Origin of the sequence: Elstera cyanobacteriorum, from assembly GCF_002251735.1 — a bacterium.
Taxonomy (GTDB): domain Bacteria; phylum Pseudomonadota; class Alphaproteobacteria; order Elsterales; family Elsteraceae; genus Elstera; species Elstera cyanobacteriorum.
The window spans coordinates 162214-186115 of sequence record NZ_NOXS01000031.1; the positions used below are offsets into that span (position 1 = coordinate 162214).

Annotated in this window: 28 protein-coding genes; 11 read left to right on the forward strand and 17 right to left on the reverse strand. The window is 62.6% G+C overall.

Annotation, left to right across the window (positions count from 1 at the left end):
- Positions 1–14 precede the first annotated feature (14 nt).
- The gene (locus tag CHR90_RS19645; RefSeq protein WP_233428423.1) at positions 15–308 is read right to left on the reverse strand and encodes a hypothetical protein; all 294 of its coding nucleotides are present in this window, start codon (positions 306–308) and stop codon (positions 15–17) included.
- Here CHR90_RS19645 and CHR90_RS19190 point away from each other — a divergent pair.
- Complete coding sequence (locus tag CHR90_RS19190) at positions 243–2384, forward strand: CHASE2 domain-containing protein (protein ID WP_233428422.1); 2142 nt, start codon at positions 243–245, stop codon at positions 2382–2384. The genes CHR90_RS19645 and CHR90_RS19190 overlap by 66 nt on opposite strands.
- Positions 2385–2475: 91 nt before the next feature.
- Complete coding sequence (locus CHR90_RS08125; RefSeq protein ID WP_094408487.1) at positions 2476–2940, forward strand: RidA family protein; 465 nt, start codon at positions 2476–2478, stop codon at positions 2938–2940.
- Positions 2941–2968: 28 nt separating this feature from the next.
- Here CHR90_RS08125 and CHR90_RS08130 read toward each other — a convergent pair whose 3' ends face one another.
- On the reverse strand, positions 2969–3721 hold the full coding sequence (locus CHR90_RS08130; protein WP_094408488.1) for a YoaK family protein: 753 nt from the start codon (positions 3719–3721) through the stop codon (positions 2969–2971).
- A gap of 168 nt (positions 3722–3889) precedes the next feature.
- Between CHR90_RS08130 and aptA the strand changes: the two genes are divergently transcribed.
- The 4 genes from aptA to CHR90_RS08150 all read left to right on the forward strand — a co-directional run bounded on the left by aptA (position 3890) and on the right by CHR90_RS08150 (position 6540).
- A complete protein-coding gene (gene aptA / locus CHR90_RS08135) occupies positions 3890–5218 on the forward strand; it encodes an omega-aminotransferase AptA (RefSeq protein ID WP_094408671.1) in 1329 nt (442 codons plus the stop codon).
- Between the two features lie 77 nt (positions 5219–5295).
- Positions 5296–5598, forward strand: a complete 303-nt coding sequence (locus CHR90_RS08140; protein WP_094408489.1) for a hypothetical protein — start codon at positions 5296–5298, stop codon at positions 5596–5598.
- Positions 5599–5606: 8 nt separating this feature from the next.
- Positions 5607–6281: a helix-turn-helix transcriptional regulator gene (locus CHR90_RS08145; protein ID WP_094408490.1), complete on the forward strand. Its 675-nt coding sequence runs from the start codon at positions 5607–5609 to the stop codon at positions 6279–6281.
- On the forward strand, positions 6274–6540 hold the full coding sequence (locus tag CHR90_RS08150; RefSeq protein ID WP_094408491.1) for a TfoX/Sxy family DNA transformation protein: 267 nt from the start codon (positions 6274–6276) through the stop codon (positions 6538–6540). Before CHR90_RS08145 ends, CHR90_RS08150 begins: the two co-directional genes overlap by 8 nt.
- Here CHR90_RS08150 and CHR90_RS19820 read toward each other — a convergent pair.
- The gene (locus CHR90_RS19820; protein ID WP_094408492.1) at positions 6533–7900 is read right to left on the reverse strand and encodes a globin-coupled sensor protein; all 1368 of its coding nucleotides are present in this window, start codon (positions 7898–7900) and stop codon (positions 6533–6535) included. The two genes, CHR90_RS08150 and CHR90_RS19820, sit on opposite strands and share 8 nt — an antisense overlap.
- A 197-nt stretch (positions 7901–8097) precedes the next feature.
- Here CHR90_RS19820 and rlmN point away from each other — a divergent pair, with 197 nt between their 5' ends.
- The 3 genes from rlmN to CHR90_RS08170 all read left to right on the forward strand — a co-directional run bounded on the left by rlmN (position 8098) and on the right by CHR90_RS08170 (position 9821).
- The gene (gene rlmN / locus CHR90_RS08160; RefSeq protein ID WP_094408493.1) at positions 8098–9279 is read left to right on the forward strand and encodes a dual-specificity RNA methyltransferase RlmN; all 1182 of its coding nucleotides are present in this window, start codon (positions 8098–8100) and stop codon (positions 9277–9279) included.
- Positions 9280–9345: 66 nt separating this feature from the next.
- Positions 9346–9546 carry a hypothetical protein gene (locus CHR90_RS08165; protein ID WP_094408494.1) on the forward strand — a complete coding sequence of 67 codons (201 nt, stop codon included), beginning with the start codon at positions 9346–9348 and terminating at the stop codon, positions 9544–9546.
- Positions 9543–9821 (forward strand): hypothetical protein, encoded by a 279-nt coding sequence (locus CHR90_RS08170; RefSeq protein ID WP_212668660.1) that lies wholly within the window; start codon positions 9543–9545, stop codon positions 9819–9821. Before CHR90_RS08165 ends, CHR90_RS08170 begins: the two co-directional genes overlap by 4 nt.
- On the opposite strand, the gene CHR90_RS08175 is transcribed toward CHR90_RS08170, so the two are convergent.
- The 3 genes from CHR90_RS08175 to CHR90_RS08185 form a co-directional block, all read right to left on the reverse strand.
- Positions 9763–10365, reverse strand: a complete 603-nt coding sequence (locus CHR90_RS08175; RefSeq protein WP_094408495.1) for a hypothetical protein — start codon at positions 10363–10365, stop codon at positions 9763–9765. The genes CHR90_RS08170 and CHR90_RS08175 overlap by 59 nt on opposite strands.
- Positions 10362–11117 (reverse strand): ribonuclease T2 family protein, encoded by a 756-nt coding sequence (locus tag CHR90_RS08180; RefSeq protein ID WP_094408496.1) that lies wholly within the window; start codon positions 11115–11117, stop codon positions 10362–10364. The genes CHR90_RS08175 and CHR90_RS08180 overlap by 4 nt, the downstream gene beginning before the upstream one ends.
- Before the next feature lie 95 nt (positions 11118–11212).
- Positions 11213–12076, reverse strand: a complete 864-nt coding sequence (locus tag CHR90_RS08185; protein ID WP_094408497.1) for a LytTR family DNA-binding domain-containing protein — start codon at positions 12074–12076, stop codon at positions 11213–11215.
- On the opposite strand from CHR90_RS08185, the gene CHR90_RS08190 reads away from it, so the two are divergent.
- The gene (locus CHR90_RS08190; protein WP_094408498.1) at positions 12075–12560 is read left to right on the forward strand and encodes a DUF2306 domain-containing protein; all 486 of its coding nucleotides are present in this window, start codon (positions 12075–12077) and stop codon (positions 12558–12560) included. The two genes, CHR90_RS08185 and CHR90_RS08190, sit on opposite strands and share 2 nt — an antisense overlap.
- On the opposite strand, the gene CHR90_RS08195 is transcribed toward CHR90_RS08190, so the two are convergent.
- From CHR90_RS08195 to CHR90_RS08240, 10 genes are all read right to left on the reverse strand, one after another.
- Positions 12557–12889 (reverse strand): hypothetical protein, encoded by a 333-nt coding sequence (locus CHR90_RS08195; RefSeq protein WP_094408499.1) that lies wholly within the window; start codon positions 12887–12889, stop codon positions 12557–12559. The two genes, CHR90_RS08190 and CHR90_RS08195, sit on opposite strands and share 4 nt — an antisense overlap.
- 27 nt (positions 12890–12916) lie before the next feature.
- Complete coding sequence (gene phaR / locus CHR90_RS08200) at positions 12917–13537, reverse strand: polyhydroxyalkanoate synthesis repressor PhaR (protein WP_094408500.1); 621 nt, start codon at positions 13535–13537, stop codon at positions 12917–12919.
- Positions 13538–13632: 95 nt separating this feature from the next.
- Positions 13633–14157, reverse strand: a complete 525-nt coding sequence (locus tag CHR90_RS08205; RefSeq protein WP_094408501.1) for a GNAT family N-acetyltransferase — start codon at positions 14155–14157, stop codon at positions 13633–13635.
- Positions 14157–14714, reverse strand: coding sequence for a peptidylprolyl isomerase (locus CHR90_RS08210; protein WP_170941346.1), 558 nt, complete (start codon positions 14712–14714; stop codon positions 14157–14159). Before CHR90_RS08210 ends, CHR90_RS08205 begins: the two co-directional genes overlap by 1 nt.
- Positions 14701–15189, reverse strand: coding sequence for a peptidylprolyl isomerase (locus CHR90_RS08215; protein ID WP_094408502.1), 489 nt, complete (start codon positions 15187–15189; stop codon positions 14701–14703). Before CHR90_RS08215 ends, CHR90_RS08210 begins: the two co-directional genes overlap by 14 nt.
- A 20-nt stretch (positions 15190–15209) precedes the next feature.
- Entirely contained in the window at positions 15210–18014 is a 2805-nt protein-coding gene (gene polA / locus CHR90_RS08220) for a DNA polymerase I (protein WP_212668649.1), read from the reverse strand.
- Between the two features lie 4 nt (positions 18015–18018).
- Positions 18019–18210, reverse strand: a complete 192-nt coding sequence (locus tag CHR90_RS08225) for a zinc-finger domain-containing protein (protein ID WP_094408504.1) — start codon at positions 18208–18210, stop codon at positions 18019–18021.
- Between the two features lie 114 nt (positions 18211–18324).
- On the reverse strand, positions 18325–18702 hold the full coding sequence (locus tag CHR90_RS08230) for a c-type cytochrome (RefSeq protein WP_094408505.1): 378 nt from the start codon (positions 18700–18702) through the stop codon (positions 18325–18327).
- A gap of 75 nt (positions 18703–18777) precedes the next feature.
- The gene (locus tag CHR90_RS08235) at positions 18778–19809 is read right to left on the reverse strand and encodes a hypothetical protein (RefSeq protein WP_094408506.1); all 1032 of its coding nucleotides are present in this window, start codon (positions 19807–19809) and stop codon (positions 18778–18780) included.
- Between the two features lie 4 nt (positions 19810–19813).
- Complete coding sequence (locus CHR90_RS08240; protein ID WP_094408507.1) at positions 19814–20377, reverse strand: cysteine hydrolase family protein; 564 nt, start codon at positions 20375–20377, stop codon at positions 19814–19816.
- A 219-nt stretch (positions 20378–20596) separates the two neighbouring features.
- Here CHR90_RS08240 and ilvD point away from each other — a divergent pair, with 219 nt between their 5' ends.
- Positions 20597–22429: a dihydroxy-acid dehydratase gene (ilvD, locus tag CHR90_RS08245; protein WP_094408508.1), complete on the forward strand. Its 1833-nt coding sequence runs from the start codon at positions 20597–20599 to the stop codon at positions 22427–22429.
- A gap of 40 nt (positions 22430–22469) precedes the next feature.
- Here ilvD and CHR90_RS08250 read toward each other — a convergent pair whose 3' ends face one another.
- A complete protein-coding gene (locus tag CHR90_RS08250) occupies positions 22470–23867 on the reverse strand; it encodes an aminotransferase-like domain-containing protein (protein WP_195826167.1) in 1398 nt (465 codons plus the stop codon).
- Positions 23868–23902 lie beyond the last annotated feature (35 nt).

Below are 23902 nucleotides of genomic sequence, written 5' to 3' on the forward strand. Positions count from 1 at the left end.
GGGGGCGTCAAGCCTCACAAAACTGCGGCAAATTCGCGGCGATTCCCGTACAAGAAAGAACAACCGAAACCAAAGGGCGGCGGGCGATGCAGCAGCAGGCGGCGAATACCATCGAAAAGGAAGCGCCCGATGGCGGCGCCAACGATAATCGCCCAACCGTGCGCCGCCGGGCGGCCAAGGCGCTGAAAGCCGTTTTCGGCAAAGGCCGCTGGCTGGCGCTGGTGGCGTTGGTTGGGCTGGTGGTGTTGCGGGGATTTGATCCCGCACCGGTAGAAATCTTGCGGCTTAAGGGGTTCGATGCCTACCAAGTGCTGAAGCCCCGCCAGTCAGATGAGCAGTTGGTAACGGTTGTTGATCTCGATGAGGACAGCCTCGCTGAAATCGGCCAATGGCCTTGGTCGCGCGGGGTTATCGCCGATATGGTCCTAAAGCTCCAAGCGGCAGGCGCCGCTGCAATTGGGTTCGATATTGTCTTTGCCGAAGCAGATCGTTTATCACCAAAGCAGATGGCCGAGGCGTTGCCTAAGGGCATGGGCAGTCTGGTAGCGCAGTTGCGGGAACTGCCAGATACGGATGCTGTTTTGGCAGAGGCCCTTGGTGAAACAAATTCTGTTCTTGGGCAAACGACATCCTCTGATGCCCGCGGGCTTGATCGTGTAGCGCCTGCACAAGTGGCCATCATACAGGCTAGCCCTCTTCCATTTTTGGACAATTTTCCAGGGCTAATTCCTAATATTCCTGTGCTAGAGCAGCGCGCGCAGGGGCGGGGTTTATTTACATATACGGCCGATGGGGATAATGTTGTTCGGCGTATACCGGCGTTTATCAATGTTGGCGGTAAACCATTTCCTACGCTATCAATGGAAATGATCCGGGTTGCCGCCGGTCTAAATACCTATGCTGTTCGAACTAATGCGGTTTTAGGTATTGAGCAGATCGGGATTCAGGTTCCGGGGCAACCGACACTCGTTGTACCTACGGATGCTCGCGCTAACCTTTGGCCTCACTACGCTATCAAGACTGACGCCCGCTATCTTTCCGCGCGTGAAGTTGTTAAAGGAACTTTTGATCCCAAGCGCGTCGATGGCAAACTTGTGATCTTCGGGGCGTCCGCATCTGGGCTCCGAGATCTGCGAACAACGCCCGTAGATAAAGATATTCCAGGGGTTGAAGTGCATGCACAGCTTCTTGAGAGCATGCTTACGGATTCGCTGCTAACGCGCCCCGTCAATGCGATTGATCAGGAAATTCTGCTGCTTATTCTAAGTGGCCTCTTGGTCATTTTTGGTATGCCGCTCGTCGGTGCGCGCTGGACGCTGCTGCTGGTCGCAACCATCGTCGGCGGGGTGCTGTGGTACGGTTGGTACCAGTTCTCCGCGAACCGCATTCTGATGGATACGACGGCCCCGGCCTTATCGGCGCTCATCGTTTTCATGGTCGGCACCTACGCGTCTTACGCGGCGGAAGCGGCGCAGCGGCGGCAGATTCGCAATACGTTTGCCTTCTATCTCTCGCCCGCGATGGTGGACCGGCTGGCCTCCAACCCCGACCAACTGCGCTTGGGCGGCGAGACGCGCGAGATGACGCTCTTGTTCTCCGACGTGCGCGGCTTCACCACCATCTCGGAAATGTTCGACGCGCAAGGCCTGACCGCCTTCATGAACCGCTATCTGACGCCGATGACCGATATCGCCCTGGCCAAGGGCGCCTATATCGATAAATACATCGGCGATGCGATTATGGCCTTCTGGAACGCGCCGCTCGACGATGCCGACCATGTGCGCCACGCCTGCGAAACCGTGCTGGATATGCGCACGGCGCTGATCGACCTCAACGCTGAACTGAAGGCCGAGGCGGAGGCTAAGGGCACCCGTTTTATCCCGATCAATATCGGGATTGGTCTCAATACCGGCCCCTGCGTGGTCGGGAACATGGGGTCCAATCAGAAGTTCAACTATTCGACCCTGGGCGATACGGTGAACCTCGCGTCCCGCCTCGAAGGCCAGTCGAAGCCGTACCATGTCGATAATATTATTGGGGAGGCGACGGCGGCCCAGGCGGCGGAATTCGCTTACCTTGAGGTCGATCTGTTGCAGGTGAAGGGCAAAACCGTTCCTGTGCGCATCTATACCCTGGTCGGCGATGCGCAGCTCAAAGGCACCGCAGCCTTCCAAAAGCTCGCCGCTGCCCACGAACGCTTGCTGGCGGCCTATCGTGGTCAAGAATGGGACGCGGCGGAGGCGCTGATTGCCGAGTGTCGTGATCTGTCGAAAGACCTATCGTGCTATAGCCTCTATCAAACCTATGAGGAGCGGATTGCCGAATTCCGGGACAGCCCCCTGCCTGCCGATTGGGATGGGGTCTATATCGCAACCAGCAAATAACGAGAAAACGCGCGTAACATTTCAGCCGCTCTTCCGTTTCGGCGCAATCCGCTTTATCGTCCGCGCGCCTGTGATCTAAGGAGAGATAAGAATGGCCGGTAAGGTTGAAACGCGCTTGCAAGAGCTTGGGGTTGTGGTTCCGGCGATGGTGCCGCCTGCGGCCAATTACGTGCCGGGTGTCATTTCGGGCAATCTTCTGTTCACGGCAGGGCAACTGCCGATGCGCGATGGCAAGCTGGTAACGGCGGGCAAGGTCGGCGGCGATGTTTCGGTGGAAGCGGCGGCGGAAGCGGCCCAGCTTTGCGCCCTGAACGTGCTGGCGGTCGCTAAGGCAACCCTTGGCAGCCTCGAGCGGATTAAGCGCCTGGTGAAGGTCGTCGGCTTCATCAACGGCGTACCGGAGTTTGCCGATCACGCCAAAGTAATGAATGGCGCGTCGGATTTCTTCGTGTCGGTGCTGGGCGAAGAGGGTAAGCACGCCCGCTCGTCGGTCGGCATGGGATCGCTACCCTTCAATGCCGCCGTTGAAGTCGAAGCGATTTTCGAGATCGAGTAAGTAAGGCAGGCTGGCGGCGGTAGCCTTGCTACTGCCGCCGCTTCAAATCATAGAGGCCGACGGCCAGCACCGCGCCCGCCGTCAGCAGTAAAAATCCCGGCCCCTGCCAGCGGTAACCGATCACGCCGATGACACCGCCGACAATGAAGGCGCTGACCGTCATAAGGTGTAGCATTAGCGGGGTGCGGGCAAAACCGCTCGGAATGTGCCAGTCCGGGTGCAGGCGATGGGCGAGGCGCTGGCCCAAGCCGACGCCGATATCGGTGATCATGCCCGTCACATGGGTGGTGCGAATGCGGGCGTGGGAAATCTGCGTTACGATGGCGTTCTGAAACCCCATCAGGAAACTTAGCCCGCCGACGAGCAGCAGCAGGCGCGCCGAAAGGCCCGGCAACCACTCCGGCCCCGGGGCGATGAAGCGGTCGACCGCCGCCACCCCCACAAGCAAAAAAGCCTCGACGATCAGGCAGCGGGCATAGCGCCCGGGGCGGTGGGTTTCGCGCAGGCGGGTCATCATCAGCGCGGTCACCATTGCGCCGAGGATGAAGGCGACGATCACCCAGACCGCCAGCAGCGCCAAGCTCCATTGCGCCCCGGCCACCTCGTCGGAAAACACCGCGACCGTGCCGGAGAGGTGGGAGGAGAAATGACCGATGGCGTGAAACCCCGCCGCATTGATCAAGCCCGCCAGCCCGGCCAGCCCCATCACCAGATTGCGCGAGGGGGCTTCGCTGAGGGTGCGGGCGGCGCGGCGCGCCTGGGTGGGGTGGCTGGCTTTCATGCCCTAAGGCTAGGCCCCCGGCACCGTTCGGCACAAGCGTCTCAGGTGAAAATTTCAATCGGTGCTTTTTGCCGCGCGTTGCGGGTAAAATCGGGGCTTCCGCCCGCAAAAAATTCGATCTAGCGTTCTTGACCGGTTGGTCAACCCGTGCAGCCAAAGGAAGCCATCATGCCCGACGATACCCGTTCGACCGTCAATAACCTGCGGCCCTTCTGGATGCCGTTTACCGCCAACCGGCAGTTTAAGGCCGCGCCGCGTATCCTGGTCAGCGCCGAGGGCATGTATTACACGACGGACGATGGGCGCCAGGTGCTGGATGCCGCCGCCGGGCTGTGGTGTGTGAATGCCGGTCATAGCCGCAAGCCGATTGTCGAAGCGGTGCAGAAGCAGGTCGCGAAGCTCGATTATGCCCCGGCGTTCCAGATGGGCCATCCGGGCGCGTTCGAGCTGGCTTCGCGTCTTGCGCAATTGGCACCCGCCGACCTTAATTCGGTGTTCTTCTGCAACTCCGGCTCGGAGGCGGTCGATACGGCGCTGAAGATCGCCATCGCCTACCATCGCGCGCGCGGCGACGGCACCCGTACCCGCATCATCGGGCGCGAGCGCGGGTATCATGGCGTCGGCTTTGGCGGCATTTCGGTCGGCGGCATCGTCACGAACCGCAAATGGTTCGGGTCGCTGCTGACCGGCGTCGATCATCTGCCGCATACCCATGATATTGCCAAGAACGCCTTCTCCAAGGGCCAGCCGGAGCATGGCGCCAATCTGGCCGACGAGCTGGAGCGCATCGTTACTCTGCACGATGCCTCCAACATCGCCGCCGTGATCGTGGAGCCTATGGCCGGGTCGACCGGCGTGCTGATTCCGCCGAAGGGTTATCTGGAGAAGATCCGCGCGATCTGCGACAAGCACGGCATTCTGTTGATTTTCGACGAAGTCATCACCGGTTTCGGGCGCCTCGGGTCGGCCTTCGCGGCGGAAAAATTCGGCGTCATCCCGGATATGATGACGACGGCGAAGGGCATTACCAACGGCGTTATTCCGATGGCCGCCGTTTTCGCCCGCGACGGTATCTACGATACCTTCATGAATGGGCCGGATAACGCCATTGAGCTGTTCCACGGCTATACCTATTCGGGCCACCCGATTGCCTGCGCCGCCGGTTTGGCGACCCTGGATGTCTACCGCGACGAAGGCCTGTTCCAGCGCGCCGCCGATCTGGCACCCTATTTCGAAGCCGCGCTGCACAGCCTCAAGGGCGTGAAGCATGTGATCGACATTCGCAACCTTGGCCTTGTTGGCGGGATTGAGCTGGAGCCGCGCGCCGGCAAGCCGACCGCCCGCGCGTTCGAGACTTTCCTGAAGGCCTATGAAGCCGGGCTGATGATCCGCACCACCGGCGACATTATCGCCCTGTCGCCGCCGCTGATTATCGAAAAGAGCGAAATCGACCGGATCGTCGAAACCCTGGCGAAGATTCTGCCGACCGTCGAGTAAGGGAAAAGCCTGCTGACAGAAGGCTGTCAGCAGGCCCCTGATAGGCTGTTTCCCGTTAACCCAGTAGGAGAAACGGGATGAGCGTTTTTGAAATCGTCGAATTCACCCTGAAGCCGGGCCTTGATGCGGAAGCGTTTTTGGCTCTGGTGCCGCCGACCGAGGCTTTTTGCCGGGCGGCACCGGGCTTTCGCCAGCGTTGGTTGACCCAGGGCGATGCGGGCCGTTGGCTCGATATCGTCGAATGGGCGGATATGGCGTCGGCCCATGCCGCTGCCGAAGCGTTTATGCGCGCGCCGGGGGTGCCGGACTTCGTTGCCGCCATTGATGGGCCGAGCGTGACGATGAAGCATGTGACCGCTCAGGTCCATATGGCGGCCTGACGGGTGCGATGCGCCGCGCGGATCGCCTTTTCGAGATTGTTCAGCATCTGCGCGGCGGGCGCTTGCGGTCGGCCCGGGCTTTGGCCGAGGCCTTAGAGGTTTCGACCCGCACGATCTACCGCGATGTCGCCGATTTGATTGCGTCCGGCGTACCCATCGACGGTGCGGCGGGGGTTGGATATATCCTGCGCCCCGGCTTCTTTCTGCCGCCGCTGGCGCTGACCCCGGCGGAGCATCAGGCGTTGCTCGTCGGGGCGCGGCTGGTTTCGGCCTGGGCCGATAGCGATCTCGCCGCCGCAGCCCAGGAAGCGCTGATTAAGTTGGAGGCGGTTGGCAGCGCTGCCCCGCCAACGCCCATCCATAGCTACGGTGGGCGGCTTCCGGCCCCGGTTCGGCGCCATTTGCGTCACGTTCGGCAGGCGCTCGCCGAGAGGCGAAAGCTGTACCTGACCTATGCCAAGCCGGGGGCGGTGGCGGAAACCCGCTGTATCCGCCCGCTGTCGCTCGAATTTTGGGGCATGGTCTGGACGCTCACAGCGTGGTGCGAGCGTCGCCAGGATTTTCGCGTCTTCCGCCTCGACCGGATCGAACAGCTTGCGATGACCGACGCGCGCTTTAGCCCGGAACCCGGCAAGACCTTGGCCGATTACCTGAAAACCCTGGAGACGGCGCCGCATGGATGATCTTGCCCAAGCCCTAAACCTCGGCCCGCGCACGGCGGCCCGGCTGCGCGAGGTTGGGATCGAAACCTTCGATCAATTGGCCGAGGTTGGGGCGGTCGACGCCTGGCACCGGCTGCGCTTTCGCTTCGGACCCGCAGTCACGCGCACGGCGCTCTACGCCCTGGCGGGGGCGTTGGGCGGGTATCCTTGGCAACACCTGCCCGACGCGCTGAAGGCCGATCTGGATGCCGTCGCCCAGAAGGGCCGGGACGCTAGCTAACCCGCTTGCTGCTGCGGATGTCGGCCAGAAACCCTTGCACGGCACCGTCCAACGTCGTGGTTTCACCGCCGATGGTTTTGGCCGTTTCCAGCACCGATTTTGCCGCGTTGGCCGTGGTCTTCGCCGCCATCATGACCCCTTCGATATTGCTACTGACCACGCCGGAACTGCCGGCCGCCTGCTGGACGTTGCGGGCGATTTCGCTGGTGGCGGCGCCTTGTTCTTCCACCGCTGCCGCGATGGTGGAGGTGATTTCGTTGATTTCGCCGATGGTCCGCCCGACGCCGTGGATCACCTCCACCGTCTCGTCGGTCGCGGCCTGGATCGCGGCGATCTGCTGGGTGATTTCCTCCGTCGCGCGGGCGGTCTGGCTGGCGAGGTTCTTGACCTCTGACGCGACGACGGCAAAGCCTTTTCCGGCCTCCCCGGCGCGGGCGGCCTCGATAGTCGCATTCAGCGCCAGCAGGTTGGTTTGTCCGGCGATATCGTTGATCAGTCGGACGACTTCGCCAATGCGTTGGGCGGCATCGGCGAGGCCCTGCACTTTCACATCGGTCTGCTTGGCCTCCTCCGCCCCTTGCGAGGCGATGCGGGCGGAGTGGGAGACTTGCCGCGCGATCTCGTGAATGGCGGCGGTCAATTGCCCGGCAGCGGCGGCGACCGCTTCGACATTGCTGAAGGCTTGTTCGCTGGCCACTGTGACATTGGCAGTCTGGGTGATGGTCTGATCGGCGGCGGCGCTCATTTGCGCGGCAGTTTTTTCCATCCGGTCCACCGATGTTTGCAATTCGCCGATGACCCCCTTCACCCGGTTTTCCAGGGCGGCGGCAACCTGCACGCGCACGTCATGGCTCTGGTCTTCCAGCCGTTCGATGTAGACGGAGACGGCAAGGTCCATATCGAGAAAAATTGCCCGATGCAGTACTTGCAGATAGCGCGCCAGCTTTTCGCGGTTCCAGCGGATGGCTTTGACCAAAACCTCATCAAGATGGGCTTGGACCAAGCAATAGCCGCCGAGATACCAGCGCGGCTCCAGCCCGATCTTGGCGTGGGCGAGGCCGATGCGCGTAACGCGGGTAAAGAATTCGTCGTCGTAGCGGCCGGAGAGTAGGGCGGTCCAATGCTCGATCTGCGTCTTTTTCAGCCGCTCGGTCCCGCCGCCTCGGGCGATCATCTCGCTTAATTTAGAAAATTTAGCTAAATGCCCGTAAAATGCATCCACGATTCTCGGAAGCTCTGGGGTGACAATTCCGCGAATTTCGGTTAAAATTTCGGCATCAGCGGCTGAAATATTCAAGAAACGCAGCCGCTCCTCCCGAGTTTGGGCGGCGTTGCTTACCATCTGTGCCATCTTGTTCATTTGTTATACCAATCATTGTTTGCTTTTGATTGGCGTTAATTATTAACGATTTCCCTAGCTTTGTCCCTGCTATTTTTTGATGCAAACGAAATCAAATCGCTTGCATAGCGATATGTGAAATCCCTCACTGGGAAAGCAGGATATCCCCTGCTATACAGAAGGATTACGACAGCGGCCTTATAGTTAGGAGAGCAGGCGTGACGCAGGCGGTTGGCACGGATCAGGCGGTTGAAACGGCAGTGGAAACCCCGCGCAAAAAGAATCTGATCGGCCTGACGCGCGACGAGTTGAAGGCGGAAATGCAGGGGCTGGGCGAAGCCCCCTTCCGCGCTAAGCAGCTTTGGCACTGGCTTTATCATCGCGGCGAAACCGACTTCGACAAGATGACGACGCTGCATAAGGATTTCCGCCGTCGCTTGGCCGAGACATTCGAGGTGCGCCGCCCGGAAAATAAGGTGGACCGTCTGTCGGTGGACGGCACGCGCAAATGGCTGCTGCGCATGGATGACGGTAACGAGATCGAGACCGTCTATATCCCCGAAGAAGATCGCGGCACCCTTTGCGTCTCCAGCCAAGTCGGCTGCACACTCACATGCCGCTTTTGCCATACCGGCACGATGAAACTTGTCCGCAATCTCGATGCAGGGGAGATCGTCGGTCAGGTGATGCTGGCGCGCGACTGTATCGGCGAATGGCCGAGCCCGCAGGATGGGCGGATGCTGTCAAACATCGTGCTGATGGGCATGGGCGAGCCGCTGTATAATTTCGACAATGTTAAAAAAGCGATGCAGATCGTGATGGACCACGAAGGCATCGCCTTATCGCGCCGCCGCATCACGCTCTCCACCTCCGGCGTCGTGCCGATGATCAAGCGGACGGGCGAGGAAATCGGCGTGGCGCTGGCCATTTCGCTGCACGCGGTGCGCGACGATGTGCGCGATATTCTCGTGCCGCTGAATAAGAAATATCCGATTGCCGAGTTGCTGGAAGCCTGCCGCACCTATCCGGGGGCCAGCAACGCCCGCCGCATCACCTTTGAATATACGATGCTGCGCGACGTGAACGATAGCGTGGCCGACGCGAAGGAATTGGTGCGCTTAATGGCGGGCATTCACGCCAAGATCAACGTGATCCCGTTCAACCCTTGGCCGGGCGCGCCCTATGAGTGTTCGACCGATGCCCAGATCGATAAATTCGTGACGGTGCTGAACAATGCGGGCTATGCCTCCCCCGTGCGCACGCCGCGCGGGCGCGACATCGGCGCGGCCTGCGGTCAGTTGAAGTCGGAAAGCCAGCGGCAGCGCCGCACCCAGACCGGCTATGCCCCGGCCCCGGCGGCCCCGCCGCCCGGCGCCAGCTTTCCCAGCGCGGCGGAATAACCGGCTGCCCGCCTTGCGGTGGGGGCCGGGCGCCCCCATCTCACCGGAAAGCGTTGAGGAGCATCTATGGACCCGCTGACCTTACTCGGGCTGTTGATCGTCGTGCCCGTCTGGCGTGCCTATGATAAGGCGGGCCTATCGCCCTTCCTGTCTCTTATCGTGCTCATTCCCTTGGCCGGTCCCGTGCTGGCGGCGGCGATTTTGGCGTTTGCCGCCTGGCCGAAGCTCGAGGGCGACACGCGGCTTCAGTATCGGCGGCTCAAATGATCGAAGGTTTTTTTGCGCTGATTTTCGGCCTACTGAGTGCCGTCTGGGGCATCGTGATGCTGGCCTCGACCGCGCTGCTGCTCGGGCTGTTTATTCCGATGGCCTTGCTGTGGGTGTGGATCCTCGCGCGGATTTTACAGCGGGCCGGTTATTCCGGCTGGTGGGCCTTGATCGGCCTCACCCCGTTGCTACCGCTGGCGGTCTGGGTCTTTGCCTTCAGTTCTTGGCCGGCGGCGCAGCGGACGGTCGTGTTGATGCCGCCGGAGCGAGGCTAAGCGCCTTTGCGACCTTATCGGCCGGCTGGGCAATCGCGGCGGCATAGGTTTCGATCATTCGCGCCATAAGCTGCTGACTTTGGGCGCGGCGGGCTTTGTCGGCGTCTAAGATTGCGGCTTTTTCTTCCTTGGTCAGCGGCAGGCCGCGCTCCTTCTCGAGTTTCGGCAGCAGCGGCATACTGTCGAAGGCGCCGATCTGCTCGACCGGCGGCAGCAGTTCCAGCACCCGCCCGCGATAGAGGCCGGTGACGGCGGCCAGCCGGTCGGCATAGGCATTCTGGGCAATGCGCGCTTCCCCCAGGGCCGTCTTCCAACCGCCCGCGACGGCGGCGAGCTGCGGTTTCTCGAGGAATTTCCCCAGCAGCGCTTCCAGCCGCAGCCGCACTTCGGCCGCCGCAGGCAAAAACATCCCGGTGGGAATTGGCGCGGGCGCCCCGGGCTTTGGCGCCTGAACCGCGGCAGGCGGCAGATTGCCGGTGCCGGACGGGGCTTGTGCCAGCGCCATTGGCGCCGCCAACATCAGCAGAAAGGTGAGGCGCTTCATGATGGTGCCATCGCGCGGATTAGCACCCGGCGCCCCCGGTCGCGGGGATCGGCGGGGTCGAAGCCGCTGACGGTCTGCCCGCAGGCTTGGAATTGATTGAGGCGCTTTTCGTAGCAAATCCGCACGTCCTCCAGCTTTCCGTCGCGGGTTAGATCGATGCGCAGATGCGCCGCCGCCAGGGTTTTGCCGCTATTGGCCTTGATAAAGGCGTCGGCAATCTCGCCCACGGTTTGGCTGCCGCCCTTGCCGAAATCGGGCAGGACCAGCGTGCTCATTAGCCGCTGGATCTTATCGATATAGGCATCGGGCGTCGGCTGATCGGAACAAGTGCCGTGCTTGGCCCATTCGCATTGCACCAGCTTTTCACTGGGCATCAGGCAGAGGGCGCGGCGGAGGGTCGATTCGGGGACCGGGGCGGTCGGGGTGCAGAACTGCGGCCAGCCGCTGGCTTTTCCCGGCCCATACTGGGGCCAGAGACCATGCACGACAAAACCGAAGCGGTTGCGGCGGCACTGCAGATCCACCCCGGCGCGGTCGCGCGCTTGCTCGCAGAAGGCCGGGGACCAGGATAGGGCGAGGACGTAGAAATCAAAATCGCCCGGCGTGCCGCGCGCGGCGGCGTCCTGCCCGTCGCGGCTGCGGCTATCACAGGCGGCAACGCTCAGCCGTTCCGGCAGATGGCATTGCGTCTGCTGGGCGGCGGCGGGTAGGGCGAGGCAGGTCAGCAGAAAGAGTAGGATCAGGCGGATCATGGCGGCAGTTTAGGGCAAACCCGTTAAGCCTTGGTAGCGTGCAGTGCGGATGCCAGCCCTTCGCGATGCTGTCGTTGACGAAGCGCCAACGGTTTTTACGACGCCGGACGGGTGGTTTCCGAAGCGGCGCTTGGGGTTTTCGGCGGTTCTGCTACGCCGGGGGCATGCGAATTTTCCTCCACCGTCCGCCCTTGGGGCAACCAGCCGTCTGCTGCCAAAGCCGCGCGGAAGCTGCGGCCCACGGGCACGCGCCGCCCATCGGTCAGCACCAGCTCCCAGCCGCTTTTCCCGCGCTCGGCCCCGGTCACGGCGGCCCGGGCGACCCACCAGCTTTTATGCACCTGGGCGCCGGGGACGCTGCGCAATTCGGCCACGGCATCGCGCAGGCGCAGCAGGATCAGACTATTGCCGAGGGTGGTGTGGACGCGCAGGTAATGATCCTCCATCTCAAGGCACAGAAGATCGCGCCCCAGGGCGGGCGGCAGCCGATCGAAGAAGGGCGCGGCGACCGGGGGCAGTGGCGGCAGCGGGCTTATCGGGGCGGCGCTTTCTGGCGCCTGCGGGCGCGGGAACCGAACGAACAGGATGGACGCCGCCGTCCCCACGGCCATCAGCAGCATCGCCTGCGGCAGACTATCCCAGAAGCTGAAGCGGGCGACCAGATCGGGCGGGGCGATCAGCGGCAGCAACAGGCGCACGCCGAGGGTCTGCACCGGGCTGAGCACCAGCGTTGCCCCAAGCACATAGAGCGGCAGCGACGCTTGCCGCCAGCGCGCGGGCAGCAGCAGCGCCGCCAGAACCGACAGGCCGGTTCCCAGCAACACGGTCGCCACCCAAAAAATCAGCCGGTCAAGCAGGGGCGCAGCGTAGCTGCCGAACGGCCCCAGCACCGCCAGGAACAGTCCAACCCCAAGCGCGCCGCCGAAGAGGCCGCGCAATTTACCCGGAGTAAGATCCATGCCGCTTGATCCCTTGAGCCTTCATATCGCCGCCAGTCTGCTCGCCCTAATCTGTGGCGGCATCCTTTATCTGATCCCAGGGAAAGGCAATGCTTGGCATCGCCGCTTCGGCATTCTGGCGGCTGCGGGGCTGCTGGGCACGGGGATTTCCGGCTTTTTCCTGCGCGGGCTGACCGGCGGGTGGAGCTTTCTGCATATCCTCTCCGCCGTCACGGTGATGTCGGTGATCGGGGGGCTGGCGTGCCTTGTTGCATGGCGGCGGACGCGCAACGGCGTCTGGTTGCTGCGGCACTATCGCGCTATGTCCGGCGCCTATAGCGGCTTACTGGTCGCGCTCGGGCTTCGGGTTCTGCCGATGATCCTGGGCGGCGATACCCGGACGTGGCTGATCCCTGGATTGATCGTGTTGCTTATTGTCACCCAAACCAGCGTTAGTTTGGCCGAACGCTTCTATTGGCGGCCCCGGCTGACCCGGCGGGGTTAAGTACGCGACCAGCGCTCGTAGGCTTGGGTCGCATCGCGCCAGGGTTCGTAATACAGCCCGCTCCCCAGGTGCTCTTGGGCGTACTGTTGGGCCTGAAACGTCACTTGGGCCGAAACCAGCGCCAAACCACGGGAACGGCGGCGACGGTCGGGATCGGCAAAATCCTCGGGGCCGTCATCGTCGAGATCGAAGCGGGGGCGGGCCGTTCGCGTGCCAGAGGAAACCTCCTCGGCACGCTTTTCCTCGGCCTGTTCCTCGGTTTCAGGGCGGCGGCGGCGGATCGGCCGGGCAGGGGAGACCGGCTGATAGGTGATCGGGGCGATCGCCATCGCGGGTTCCCTGCCCGGCCGTAAGAGCTAACTGTCGGACTTGGGCGCCAGCCGTTCGATTTGCGCCTGGAGCGCATCGAGCTGGCGCTTAAGGTCAGAGACTTGCACCGGCTGCTGCACCGGGGCGTCGGGCTTTACCGCCTCGCCCGCAGCGCCCTGATTGCCGAACGGCGTGAACATGCGCATCGCCCGTTCGATCATGGCGATATTCTGCTTGCTCATCTGATCGAAGGAGCCGAAGGGAAACAGGCTGCCAAACGATTCTTGAAAATACTGGCGCATTTCCCCCTGATTGCGCGCAAAACTTTGCATCGCGGTTTCAAGGTAGCTCGGCACCAGCCATTGCATATTGTCGCCATAGAGACCGATCAACTGCCGCAGGAAGCTAATCGGCAGCATGTTCTGCCCTTTGGCTTCTTCTTCGACGATGATCTGGGTTAGCACTTGCCGGGTGATGTCTTCACTGGTTTTGGCGTCATAAACGACAAAATCCACATCATCCTTCACCATTTGGCACAGCGTATCGAGCGTCACATAGCTCGACGTCGCCGTATTGTAGAGGCGGCGGTTGGCGTATTTTTTGATCGTGATTTGCCGCTTGGCCGCATCGCCGCTGTCGTGGGTCGATGCCGATTGCGGTTGGCTCATCGCGTACCCTTCCCTCTGACCGTCTCTCATTTTTGATTAGGCGAAGTGTAGCACAGATTCCGCAGGCGCACAGTGCCGCAATGCACAAAGTGCACTCAGGCCGGGGGATGTTCCCAGGCAATGCAGCGAAACGTGCCGTAGAGCGTCAGCGCTTCCTTTGGCTGGCAGCCCAGTTTTTCCGCAACGCGCTGCGACGGGATATTCTGCGGATCGATGCAGCTAATCAGCCGTTGCCCCGCCGGGCGATGGGCGCGGACGGCCAAGGCCGCTTCTGGCGCATAGCCCTTGCCCCAATAGGGCGACAGCAGGCCCCAGCCGAGTTCGAGGCACGGCCAGGTGTCGGGGTAGAGAAAGCCGATCCGCCCGACCCAATCGCCGGTGCTTTTTTCGATGACGCTATAAAAGCCAAAGCCGCGCAGGGTCCAATGTCCCAGCGCGCCGACCAGCCCGCGCCAGCCGCCTTTCTCGGGCAGCATCGTGCCGCCGAGAAAGCGCATGGCCGCCTCATCCGCCCCGAAACGGCCAAAGGCGGCCATATCGGCCTCCTCGGGCACCCGCAGGATCAACCGGTCGGTTTCGATCCGCAAGGGAACAGTTAGCGGGGCGGTGGGAAGGTTCATTACTTCTTATCAGCCTGGATATAGGCGGACACGATCTTATCCGGGTTGGTGACCACGCCATTGCGGCTGGGGTCGCCCTTGCGGAGCTTATCGACCGCGTCCATGCCCGACGAGACCCGGCCCCAAACGGTATACTGCCCGTCGAGGTTCGGCGCGTCGGAGAAGCAGATGAAGAATTGGCTGTCGGCGGAATTCGGGCTTTGCGCCCGCGCCATCGACACGGTGCCGCGCCGATGCTTTTCGCTGCTAAACTCCTGGTTCAGCTTCACGCCCGACCCGCCCATGCCGGTGCCAGTCGGATCGCCGCCCTGCGCCATAAAGCCATCGATGACGCGGTGGAAAACGACGCCATTGTAAAAGCCCTGGCGCACCAGTTCCTTAATGCGGGCCACATGCTTCGGCGCAAGATCCGGGCGCATGTCGATGACGACTTTGCCGGTGGACAATTCCAGCACCAGCGTATCGTCCGGCGCGGCAGCCAGCGTCGGCAAGGACAGCAGCGGTAGGCTGGCGGCCAGCGCCAGCGCCGCGCGGCGGGTCAGCTTACTCAGCGACATCGGCGGCCACCTTCAGCGACACGATTTGATCCGGGTCTTTCACCGCGCCCGATCCGGGGGCACCGCGCTTAATCGCGTCCACATGCTCGAACCCGTCGATCACCTGGCCCCAAACGGTATATTGGCCGTTGAGGTGCGGCGTCGTGCCGAAGCAGATGAAGAATTGGCTGTCGGCGCTATCCGGGCTCATGGCGCGGGCCATCGAGCAGGTGCCCTTCACATGCTTGCGGTCGTTGAATTCGGCCTTCAGCTTCTTGCCCGAGCCACCCGAACCGGTGCCGGTGGGATCGCCGGTCTGGGCCATGAAGCCGTCGATGACGCGGTGGAAGACGATGCCGTCGTAAAAGCCTTCGCGCGCCAGCTCCTTAATGCGGGCGACATGGTTCGGCGCGCTGTCCGGGTACAATTCGATGGTGACGCGGCCGTCCTTCAGGTCCAGAAACAGCGCGTTTTCGCGATCGGCAATCTCAACCATTTTCTTACCTTTTCAGAGAGTTAGTGTGCCAAAGCCCAGGTCTGGCCGACCCCGGCTTCGCAAATCAGCGGAACGGATAGCACAGACCCGGCGGCCTGTTCCATCACCGGGCGCAGGGTGGCGATGGCGTCGTCCACATGGGCGTCGGGGACTTCGAAGACCAGTTCGTCGTGTACCGTCAGCAGCGGTTTGGCGGGCAGCTTGGTTTCCGCCAGAACTTTGCTGACCTGGATCATCGCCCGCTTCATAATGTCGGCGGCCGTGCCTTGCAGGGGGGCGTTGATCGCTTGGCGTTCGGCGAAAGCCCGGCGGGCGGCGTTCTTATCCAGGATCGTCGGCACCCAGCAGCGCCGCCCGAAGAGGGTGGTGACGAACTGCTGTTCCTTCGCCAGCGCCTTCATCCGGTCCATATAGGCGCGGATGCCGGGGTAGCGTTCGAAATAGGCGCGGATGAAGGCCTGCGCCTGACCTTGCGACACACCGATGTTTTGGGCGAGGCCGAAGGCGCTCATCCCATAAATGATCCCGAAGTTGATGGCCTTCGCCTTGCGGCGGGTTTCCTTATCCATCGTCTCCAGCGGTACCTCGAAGACCTGCGAGGCGGTGAGCGCGTGAATATCGACCCCGGCGGCAAAAGCATCCTTCAGCGCGTCGATCCCCGCCACTTCGGCCAGCAGGCGCAATTCGATTTGGCTATAATCGATCGAGATCAGCTTGCTGCCCGCAGGCGCAACAAAGGCTTCGCGGATCTTGCGGCCTTCTTCGGTGCGGATGGGGATATTCTGCAAATTCGGATCGGAGGAGGAGAGGCGCCCGGTGGTGGTGGTCGCCAGCGCGTAGGACGTATGGACGCGGCCCGTACGCGGGTTGATCTGCTCCAGCAGCGCATCGGCATAGGTCGATTTCAGCTTGGCGAGCTGGCGATAATCCAGCACCAGCCCCGGTACTGGGTGGGCCGCGCGCAGCCCTTCCAGCACGTCCGACGCGGTGGAGAAATTCTCGGTCTTGCTGGTCTTGCCCTGATCGGTCAGGCCGAGTTTGCCAAAGAGAATATCGCCCAATTGCTTGGGGGAGGCGATGTTGAACACTTCGCCCGCCGCCGCGTGAATCTGGCTTTCCAGCACCGCCATCCGCGCGCCGAAATCCGCCGAAAGTTCCTTCAGCCGGTTGCGGTCAAGCATCGCGCCTTCCTGCTCCATCGCCGAAATCACGGTGGGCAGCGGGCGTTCGATGGTTTCATAAAGATGCACCTGCCGTTCGATCAGCAGGCGGGCCTTCAGCAGATGATAGAGCCGCAGCGTCACATCGGCGTCTTCGGCGGCATAGGCGAGGGCTTTATCCAGCGGCACTTCGGCAAAGCTTATTTGCTTTTTGCCCTTCCCGCAGACCTCCTCATAGGAAATCGTCGTGATGCCGAGATGACGGTCGGCCAACTCGTCCATGCCGTGCCCATGCTTGCCGCCGTCCAGCACATAGGACAGCAGCATCGTATCGTCATAGGGCGCGATGGTCAGGCCATGCTGGGCCAGCACGATCATATCGTACTTTAGGTTCTGGCCGATTTTCAGCACGGTGGGATCGGCGAGCAGCGGTTTCAGCGCGGCAATCGCCTCGGCCAGCGGAATTTGCTCAGGGCGCGCATTGCCAAGATCAAGCTCCCCTTTGGCGGCGCCGTGGCCGAGCGGAATATAGCAGGCCTCCCCCGGCGTCACCGCTAAGGACACGCCGACCAAATCGGCGGCATTGGCCGATAGGCTGGTGGTTTCGGTATCGACGGCGACCAGCCCGACCGCATGGGCGCGGGCGATCCAATGGTGCAGCCGGTCGAGGCTTTGCACCAGCCCGTAATTCCGGGGCGCATCGGCGGGTTTGGGCACGTCTGCCGTTCCCGGCGCGGCGGGAACCGTCGGCGCGGGCGTCGCGGCGGCGCGGGCGGTGGCGAGCTTTACCCCCTCCGGCCCGACCAGCTTTGACAGCAGGGAGCGGAAGTTCTGCGTTGCCAGAAAATCCTTCAACACCTCCGCATCGGGGGCGCGTTTGTCGAGGTCCGGCAGGGCAACGGGCAGGGGGGCGTCTTCGCGCAGGCGCACGAGTTCGCGGGAAACCCGGGCCAGTTCGGCATTGTCGATCAGCGCTTGGCGGCGCTTGGGCTGTTTGATTTCTTCCGCCCGCGCCAGCAGCGTATCGAGATCACCATAGGTATTGATCAGTTCGGCGGCGGTCTTTTGGCCGATGCCGGGAACGCCCGGCACATTATCCGTGCTGTCGCCCATCAGCGCCTGCACGTCCACGACCTTTTCCGGCGGAACGCCGAATTTTTCCACCACTTCCGCCGGGCCGATGGTTTTATTCTTCATCGGATCGAGCAGCGACACACCGGGGCGGATAAGCTGCATGAGGTCTTTGTCGGAGGAGACGATCACCACATCGCCGCCCTCGGCCACTTCGGCGGCGGCATAGGCGGCGATCAGATCGTCGGCCTCGAACCCCTCAAGCTCAATCGCGGGCACGTTGAAGGCGCGCGTTGCCTCCCGCACCAGGGCGAACTGCGGGATCAGGTCTTCCGGCGCGGGCGGGCGATGGGCCTTATAGGCGGGGTAGAGTTCGGTGCGGAAGGAATGGCGCGATACGTCGAAAATAACCGCGACCCGTTCCGCCCCTGCATCCCCCAAAAGCCGCGCCAGCATATTGGTAAAGCCATAGACGGCATTCACCTGCACCCCATCAGGGCGCGTCATCGGTGGCAGCGCGTGATAGGCCCGGAAGATAAACGCCGAGCCATCGACGAGGTAAAGCGTCTTACCGGTCTTGCTATCCTGGGGCACGGGCTTAATGGCCGCCGTGGCTCTTGGCGCCTTCCTTCAGCACATATTCGCGGCCGCAATAGGGGCATTCCACCCGGCCACCGGCTTCGATATTGAGGAAAACGCGCGGATGCCCCAGGGCTGCCCCGTCGCCATCGCAGGCAACCGTGGTGGTATCGACCAGAATGGTTTCGACCGGCTTATGCGCAGCAGTCATCGTCGCTTCCTTATGCGGGGACCAGTGTCGCGCGGATCATAGCGGAGCGGAGCCAGCGATCAAGCCCGCAAAACCGAGAGAGCCCTTGGGCTTTCCCGGTGCCTGCCAGCAGGTCTACTTCGTCGCGTCCTTCAGGTAGGCGATCAGATTTTCCAGTTCTGCCGGGTTTTTGATGCCGACGAAGGCCATTTTGTTGCCTGCAACCATATTTTTGGGATCGGTCACATAGGCTTTGATCGTATCGGTATCCCAGGTGACGCCAGCAGACTTCATCGCGGGGGAATAGGCAAAGCCTTCCTTACTGCCCGCCTTCCGTCCAAAGACGCCGTTGAGACCCGGGCCGACGCCGTTTTTGCCGCTGGCATCGACCGTATGGCAAACCTTGCATTTGGTGGTGAAAACCTTCTGCCCGGCGGCGGCATCGCCATCGGCCAGGGCGGGAAGCGTCAGCAGCAGCGGGGCGGCGGCGAGAAGGGCGGACAGACGGCGCATTGATGGTTCCTTCGCTAATAAAGCCAACGCCCACCCTAGCGGGGGGCGCTTTGGCTCAACCTGATCCATATCAAGTTAGCGTGAAATTCCATCGGCTGTGGGATGGGGTAGGGCGCGGCGGATTGCCTCTGGCAGAAGTCTCAGCAACAGCCCCCGCAGGGCCTGCCATCCGGCGCTGAGCAACAAAATCAGCGCGCCAAGCAGCAGGAGCGCGAAGGTGACCGACAGGTCTTCGGTCGATAGCCCGTTGCGACCGAGGTAGCTGATCGCCACCCCGGCATAGACCAGCCCTGAAACAAGGATCGCCCGCCGGTCTGCCGCCAGCGCCACCAGGGCGAGGGCCGCGAAGAGCGCCAGGGTTACTTCCGGGCGGCTGTTATTCTCCAGCGCATCGGCCCAATGCATCACCGGATGCACGATCAGCGGCGCCGCCAGCAGATGCAGCCAAAAGGCCATGTCGGTGCGTCGCGTCTCCCGGTTCGGGTCGCTGTAATCGAGCCGCAGGGCGAGCAGGAAGAAGATCACCCCGCTCAGCACCATCAGATACGGCAGCAGCAGTTCGGCGGTCTTTGGGGTGGCGGCGAACAGCAGGGCGATCAGCAGCACCATCAGCGCGGCGCCCCCTGCGGCGGGCGCGATGGGCAGGCGGAAGCGGCGGTAGTGCAGATAGGCCGCCCCGGCGGCAAATATGGCAGGTACGATAAAACTGCCCGCCGCCAGAATTTCGAATATCGCGCCATCATGCTTGCCCGGCATCAGGCCGAGCACGGCGAAGAAGGTGGCGCCGACGAAAGCCCCAAGCAACAGAATGCTCGGCAGCGCCATCCGCCGCTTGCGGGTGAAAAATTCGGCAAGCCCCCAGGACACCAGCGCCAGCGCGCCCCCCGTTCCGGCCATGCCCAGCCCGCCGAGGAAAATCCCCAGCGCCGTCAGAAAAAGCACGATCCCGATCGCCACGAAAATATCGCCGAAACCGGTGATAAAGCGCAGCTTTTCAGGATCGTCCGCCGGGGCTTCTGCCCCTGCCAGCGCGCGGAGTTGATCGGCCTGGAGCGCGGTTATAATGCCGCGTGTGACGGCTTGGGTAAGGGTCGCGTTAGAGATCATGGCGTTAGCGTTCCGTTACCGCTTCGGCCGTCGTGATCACCGTGCAATATTCCCCGTCGAGATTGGCCAGCGACATTGCGTGCACATCGTCGGCGGGGTGATATTTGCCGGTCCAATCTTTGCGGCCGAAGGTAAAGCAGCCATCTTCAACCAGATAAGTATTGAACCCCAGGTTGCCCGCCATGCGCACGGTGGCTTCCACCGAGTTATTGGTAATGACCCCGGCGATCACCAGCGCGCGAAACCCGGCGGCCAGCAGCAGCGCATCAAGATCGGTGCCGATGAAGGCGCTATTGGTTTGCTTCGCGATAATCGGTTCGCCCGGCAGCGGTTCGGCTTCCGGCTTAAAAGCATGCAGCGGCTGGCCGGCGCGATAGGTCGAGTGCGGCGAGACCGAATCGTGCCGCACGTGCCAGACCGGCCAGCTTTGCGCCCGCCAATGGGCTAGCAGGTGCGCGATATTGGCTTCGGCGGCGGGATTATTACGCTCCCCCCACGACGGATCGTCGATCGCCTTTTGCAGGTCGATCAGCAGCAGCACGGCGCCGGGCGGTGGTAACGTTTTCATAGAAGAGAGGGTCCGTCAGGGCTGCGCGAAACGCAAGGCCGATCTGCGACGGACGCGCCAGATCGTCGGGAGGGCAGAGCATCCTTGCAATGATCGCTCACAAAACCATCTGTTTAGGCGCTAAAAAGAACATACTGCTGCCTTGGCGGCAGAGGAAAAGCCGCCGTATGGTGGGCGGCACAAAAACGAATGGGTTCCTGGGCGAGGAGTAAAGGTCACATGCCGGCGTATCGTTCCAAAACATCGACCAGCGGCCGCAATATGGCAGGCGCGCGCGCCCTGTGGCGGGCCACCGGGATGCGCGACGGCGATTTCGGTAAGCCGATTATCGCCATTGCCAATTCCTTCACCCAATTCGTGCCGGGCCATGTGCATCTGAAAGACCTGGGGCAGTTGGTGGCCGGGGCGGTGGAGCGCGCGGGCGGTGTTGCCAAGGAATTCAACACCATCGCCGTCGATGACGGGATCGCGATGGGCCATGACGGCATGCTTTATTCGCTGCCGTCGCGCGACCTGATCGCCGACTCGGTTGAATATATGGTCAACGCCCATTGCGCCGATGCCATCGTTTGCATCTCCAACTGCGATAAGATCACCCCGGGCATGCTGATGGCCGCGATGCGCCTCAATGTGCCGGTGATCTTCGTATCGGGCGGCCCGATGGAAGCCGGGAAGGTCGTGCTGCAAAGCGGCCAGAAGCGGGCGCTCGATCTCGTCGATGCGATGGTGGCGGCGGCGGATTCGGAAGTCAGCGATAGCGATGTGAATGCCATCGAGCGTTCGGCCTGCCCAACCTGCGGGTCGTGTTCGGGCATGTTTACCGCCAATTCGATGAACTGCCTGACCGAAGCCCTGGGCCTGTCGCTGCCCGGCAATGGGTCGGTGCTGGCAACCCACGCCGACCGCGAACGGCTGTTCCTGGAAGCGGGCAGCCGCATCGTCGAGCTGGCCAAACGCTATTACGAGCAGAACGACGCTTCCGTCCTGCCGCGCAATATCGCCACCTTCAAGGCGTTCGAAAACGCCATGACGCTGGATATTGCGATGGGCGGTTCGACCAATACGGTCCTGCATCTGCTCGCCGCGGCCTTCGAGGCGGAAGTGCCGTTTACCATGAAGGATATCGACCGCCTGTCGCGCCGCGTGCCGGTGCTGTCGAAGGTCGCGCCCGCGAAGTCCGACGTGCATATGGAAGACGTGCATCGGGCGGGCGGCATTATGGCCATCCTCGGCGAGTTGGATCGCGCCGGGTTGCTGACCACCGATGTGCCGACCGTGCATTCGGCCACCCTGGCCGACGCGCTGAATACTTGGGACGTGAAGCGCAATCCGTCAGAGGACGTGCAGACCTTCTACCGCGCCGCGCCGGGCGGTATCCCGACCCAGAAGGCTTTCTCCCAAGCCGCCCGCTACGACAGTCTCGATACCGACCGCCAGGGCGGCGTCATCCGGTCGGCGGAGCATGCTTTCTCGAAAGACGGCGGCCTCGCCGTGCTCTACGGCAATATTGCCGAACAAGGCTGCATCGTGAAGACCGCCGGGGTGAAGGACGGTATGCTTTCCTTCACCGGCACCGCCCGCGTTTTCGAAAGCCAGGACGACGCTGTGACCGGCATTCTCAATGATACGGTCAAGCCGGGCGATGTGGTGATCGTGCGCTACGAAGGGCCGAAGGGCGGGCCGGGCATGCAGGAAATGCTCTATCCGACCAGCTACCTGAAGTCGAAGAAGCTCGATCACCTGTGCGCCCTGGTCACCGATGGCCGTTTCTCCGGCGGGTCGTCGGGCCTGTCCATCGGTCACGTCTCGCCGGAAGCGGCGGATGGCGGGCTGATCGGGCTGGTGCAGGATGGCGACCGCATCGAGATCGATATTCCCACCCGCCGCATTCATCTGGCGGTTGACGAGGCGACTCTTGCCGCCCGCCGCGCCGCCCAGGATGCCGCCGGGTGGACGCCGGCCCAGCCGCGCCCGCGCAAAGTATCGGCGGCGCTGCGGGCCTATGCGGCGCTGACCACCAGCGCGTCCACTGGCGCCGTGCGGAAGATTTAAGGGACTGCGGACGGTCGGGGGCGCCACCCCCGACCGTTTCTTAGCGCTGGCCCAGGTGGTGCCCCAAGACCGTAAACAGGCGCGGGTCCAGCGATTGGGCGACGTTGAAGCGTAGAAAGCCGCTGGCCGATTGGGCGGCACTGAACACATTACCAGGGGCGAGGATTACCTTATCCGCCAGCGCCCGGCGCGACAGATCGGCGGCATCCAGCCCATCCGGTAGTTTGGCCCATAAGAACATACCGCCGCGCGGCTCCAACCACGGGGTGATCCCCAGCGGTTTTAGTTTGCGGATGGTTTGCGACATGGCGCGGGCCAAGCGGGCGCGCACGCTATCCATATGCTTCCGATAGCTACCGTCTTTCAGCACGGCCAGCACCAGTTCCGCCCCCAAGCGCCCGCCGCCGAAGGAGGTGGCGATTTTGAGATCGACCAGCCCATCGATCCAATCGGGCCGGGCGGCGATATAGCCGCAGCGCGCGGCGGCGGACAGGGATTTCGAGAAACTGCCGATGCGCACCACCCGGTTCAGCCCGTCGAAGGCGGCGAGGCGCGGCGCCGGTTCGGTCTCGAAATCGGCGAAAATATCATCCTCCGCAATGATCAGATTATGGGCTTCCGCCAGTTTCAGCAGCCGGAAGGCGATCAGCGGCGATAGGGTGGCGCCGGTTGGATTATGCAGGGCGGCGTTGGTGATATAAAGGCGCGGGCGGTGTTCCGCCAAGGCGGCGGCGAAAGCCTCGAGATCCGGCCCCTGCGGCGTATAGGGCACGCCGATGATCGTGGCGCGATGGGCGCGCAGCAGGGCGTGGAAGTTGAAGTAGCAAGGATCATCGACCAGCACACAATCGCCCGGTTGCAACAGCAGACGGCAGAGAAGGTCGATGGCCTGTGTGCCGGATTCGGTGAGCATGATCTGATCCGGTACAGTTTCGATACCCTGATCGGCCATCCGCCGCGCCAGCAGTAAGCGCAGGGCGGGCAGCCCGAGGGGGGAGCCATAGTCGGTAAACGGCGCCATGTCCGGCGCGCGGGCGAAGCCGCGCAAGGCCCGGCGTAAACTACCGTCCGGCAACCAGTCTGACGGCAACCAACCGCAGCCGGGCTTCAGCATATGCTCCCCAGCGTCCAGCGAGTAGCGCGAGACCCAGAAGGGATCGATTTCCCGATCCAGGCGCGGGCCGATATCGGCGAGGCTGAGCGGCGGCAAGGCGCCCGCAACATAAAAGCCCGACCCAGCCCGGGCGCGGATGATCCCTTCGGCGCTCAGGCGGTCATAGGCCTCCACCACCGTCGATTTCGAGACGGTGAGACTTTCCGCCAGCGCCCGGATGGACGGTAGTTTCGCCCCCGGCACCAGCGCACGGGCGGCGATGCGGCCCCGGATGATTTGCATAACCTGATCGACCAGCGTGCTGGAGGCTGCAAGGACCGTCATCACCGTCTCCCTAAATTGATCAGTACAGTTTTCTT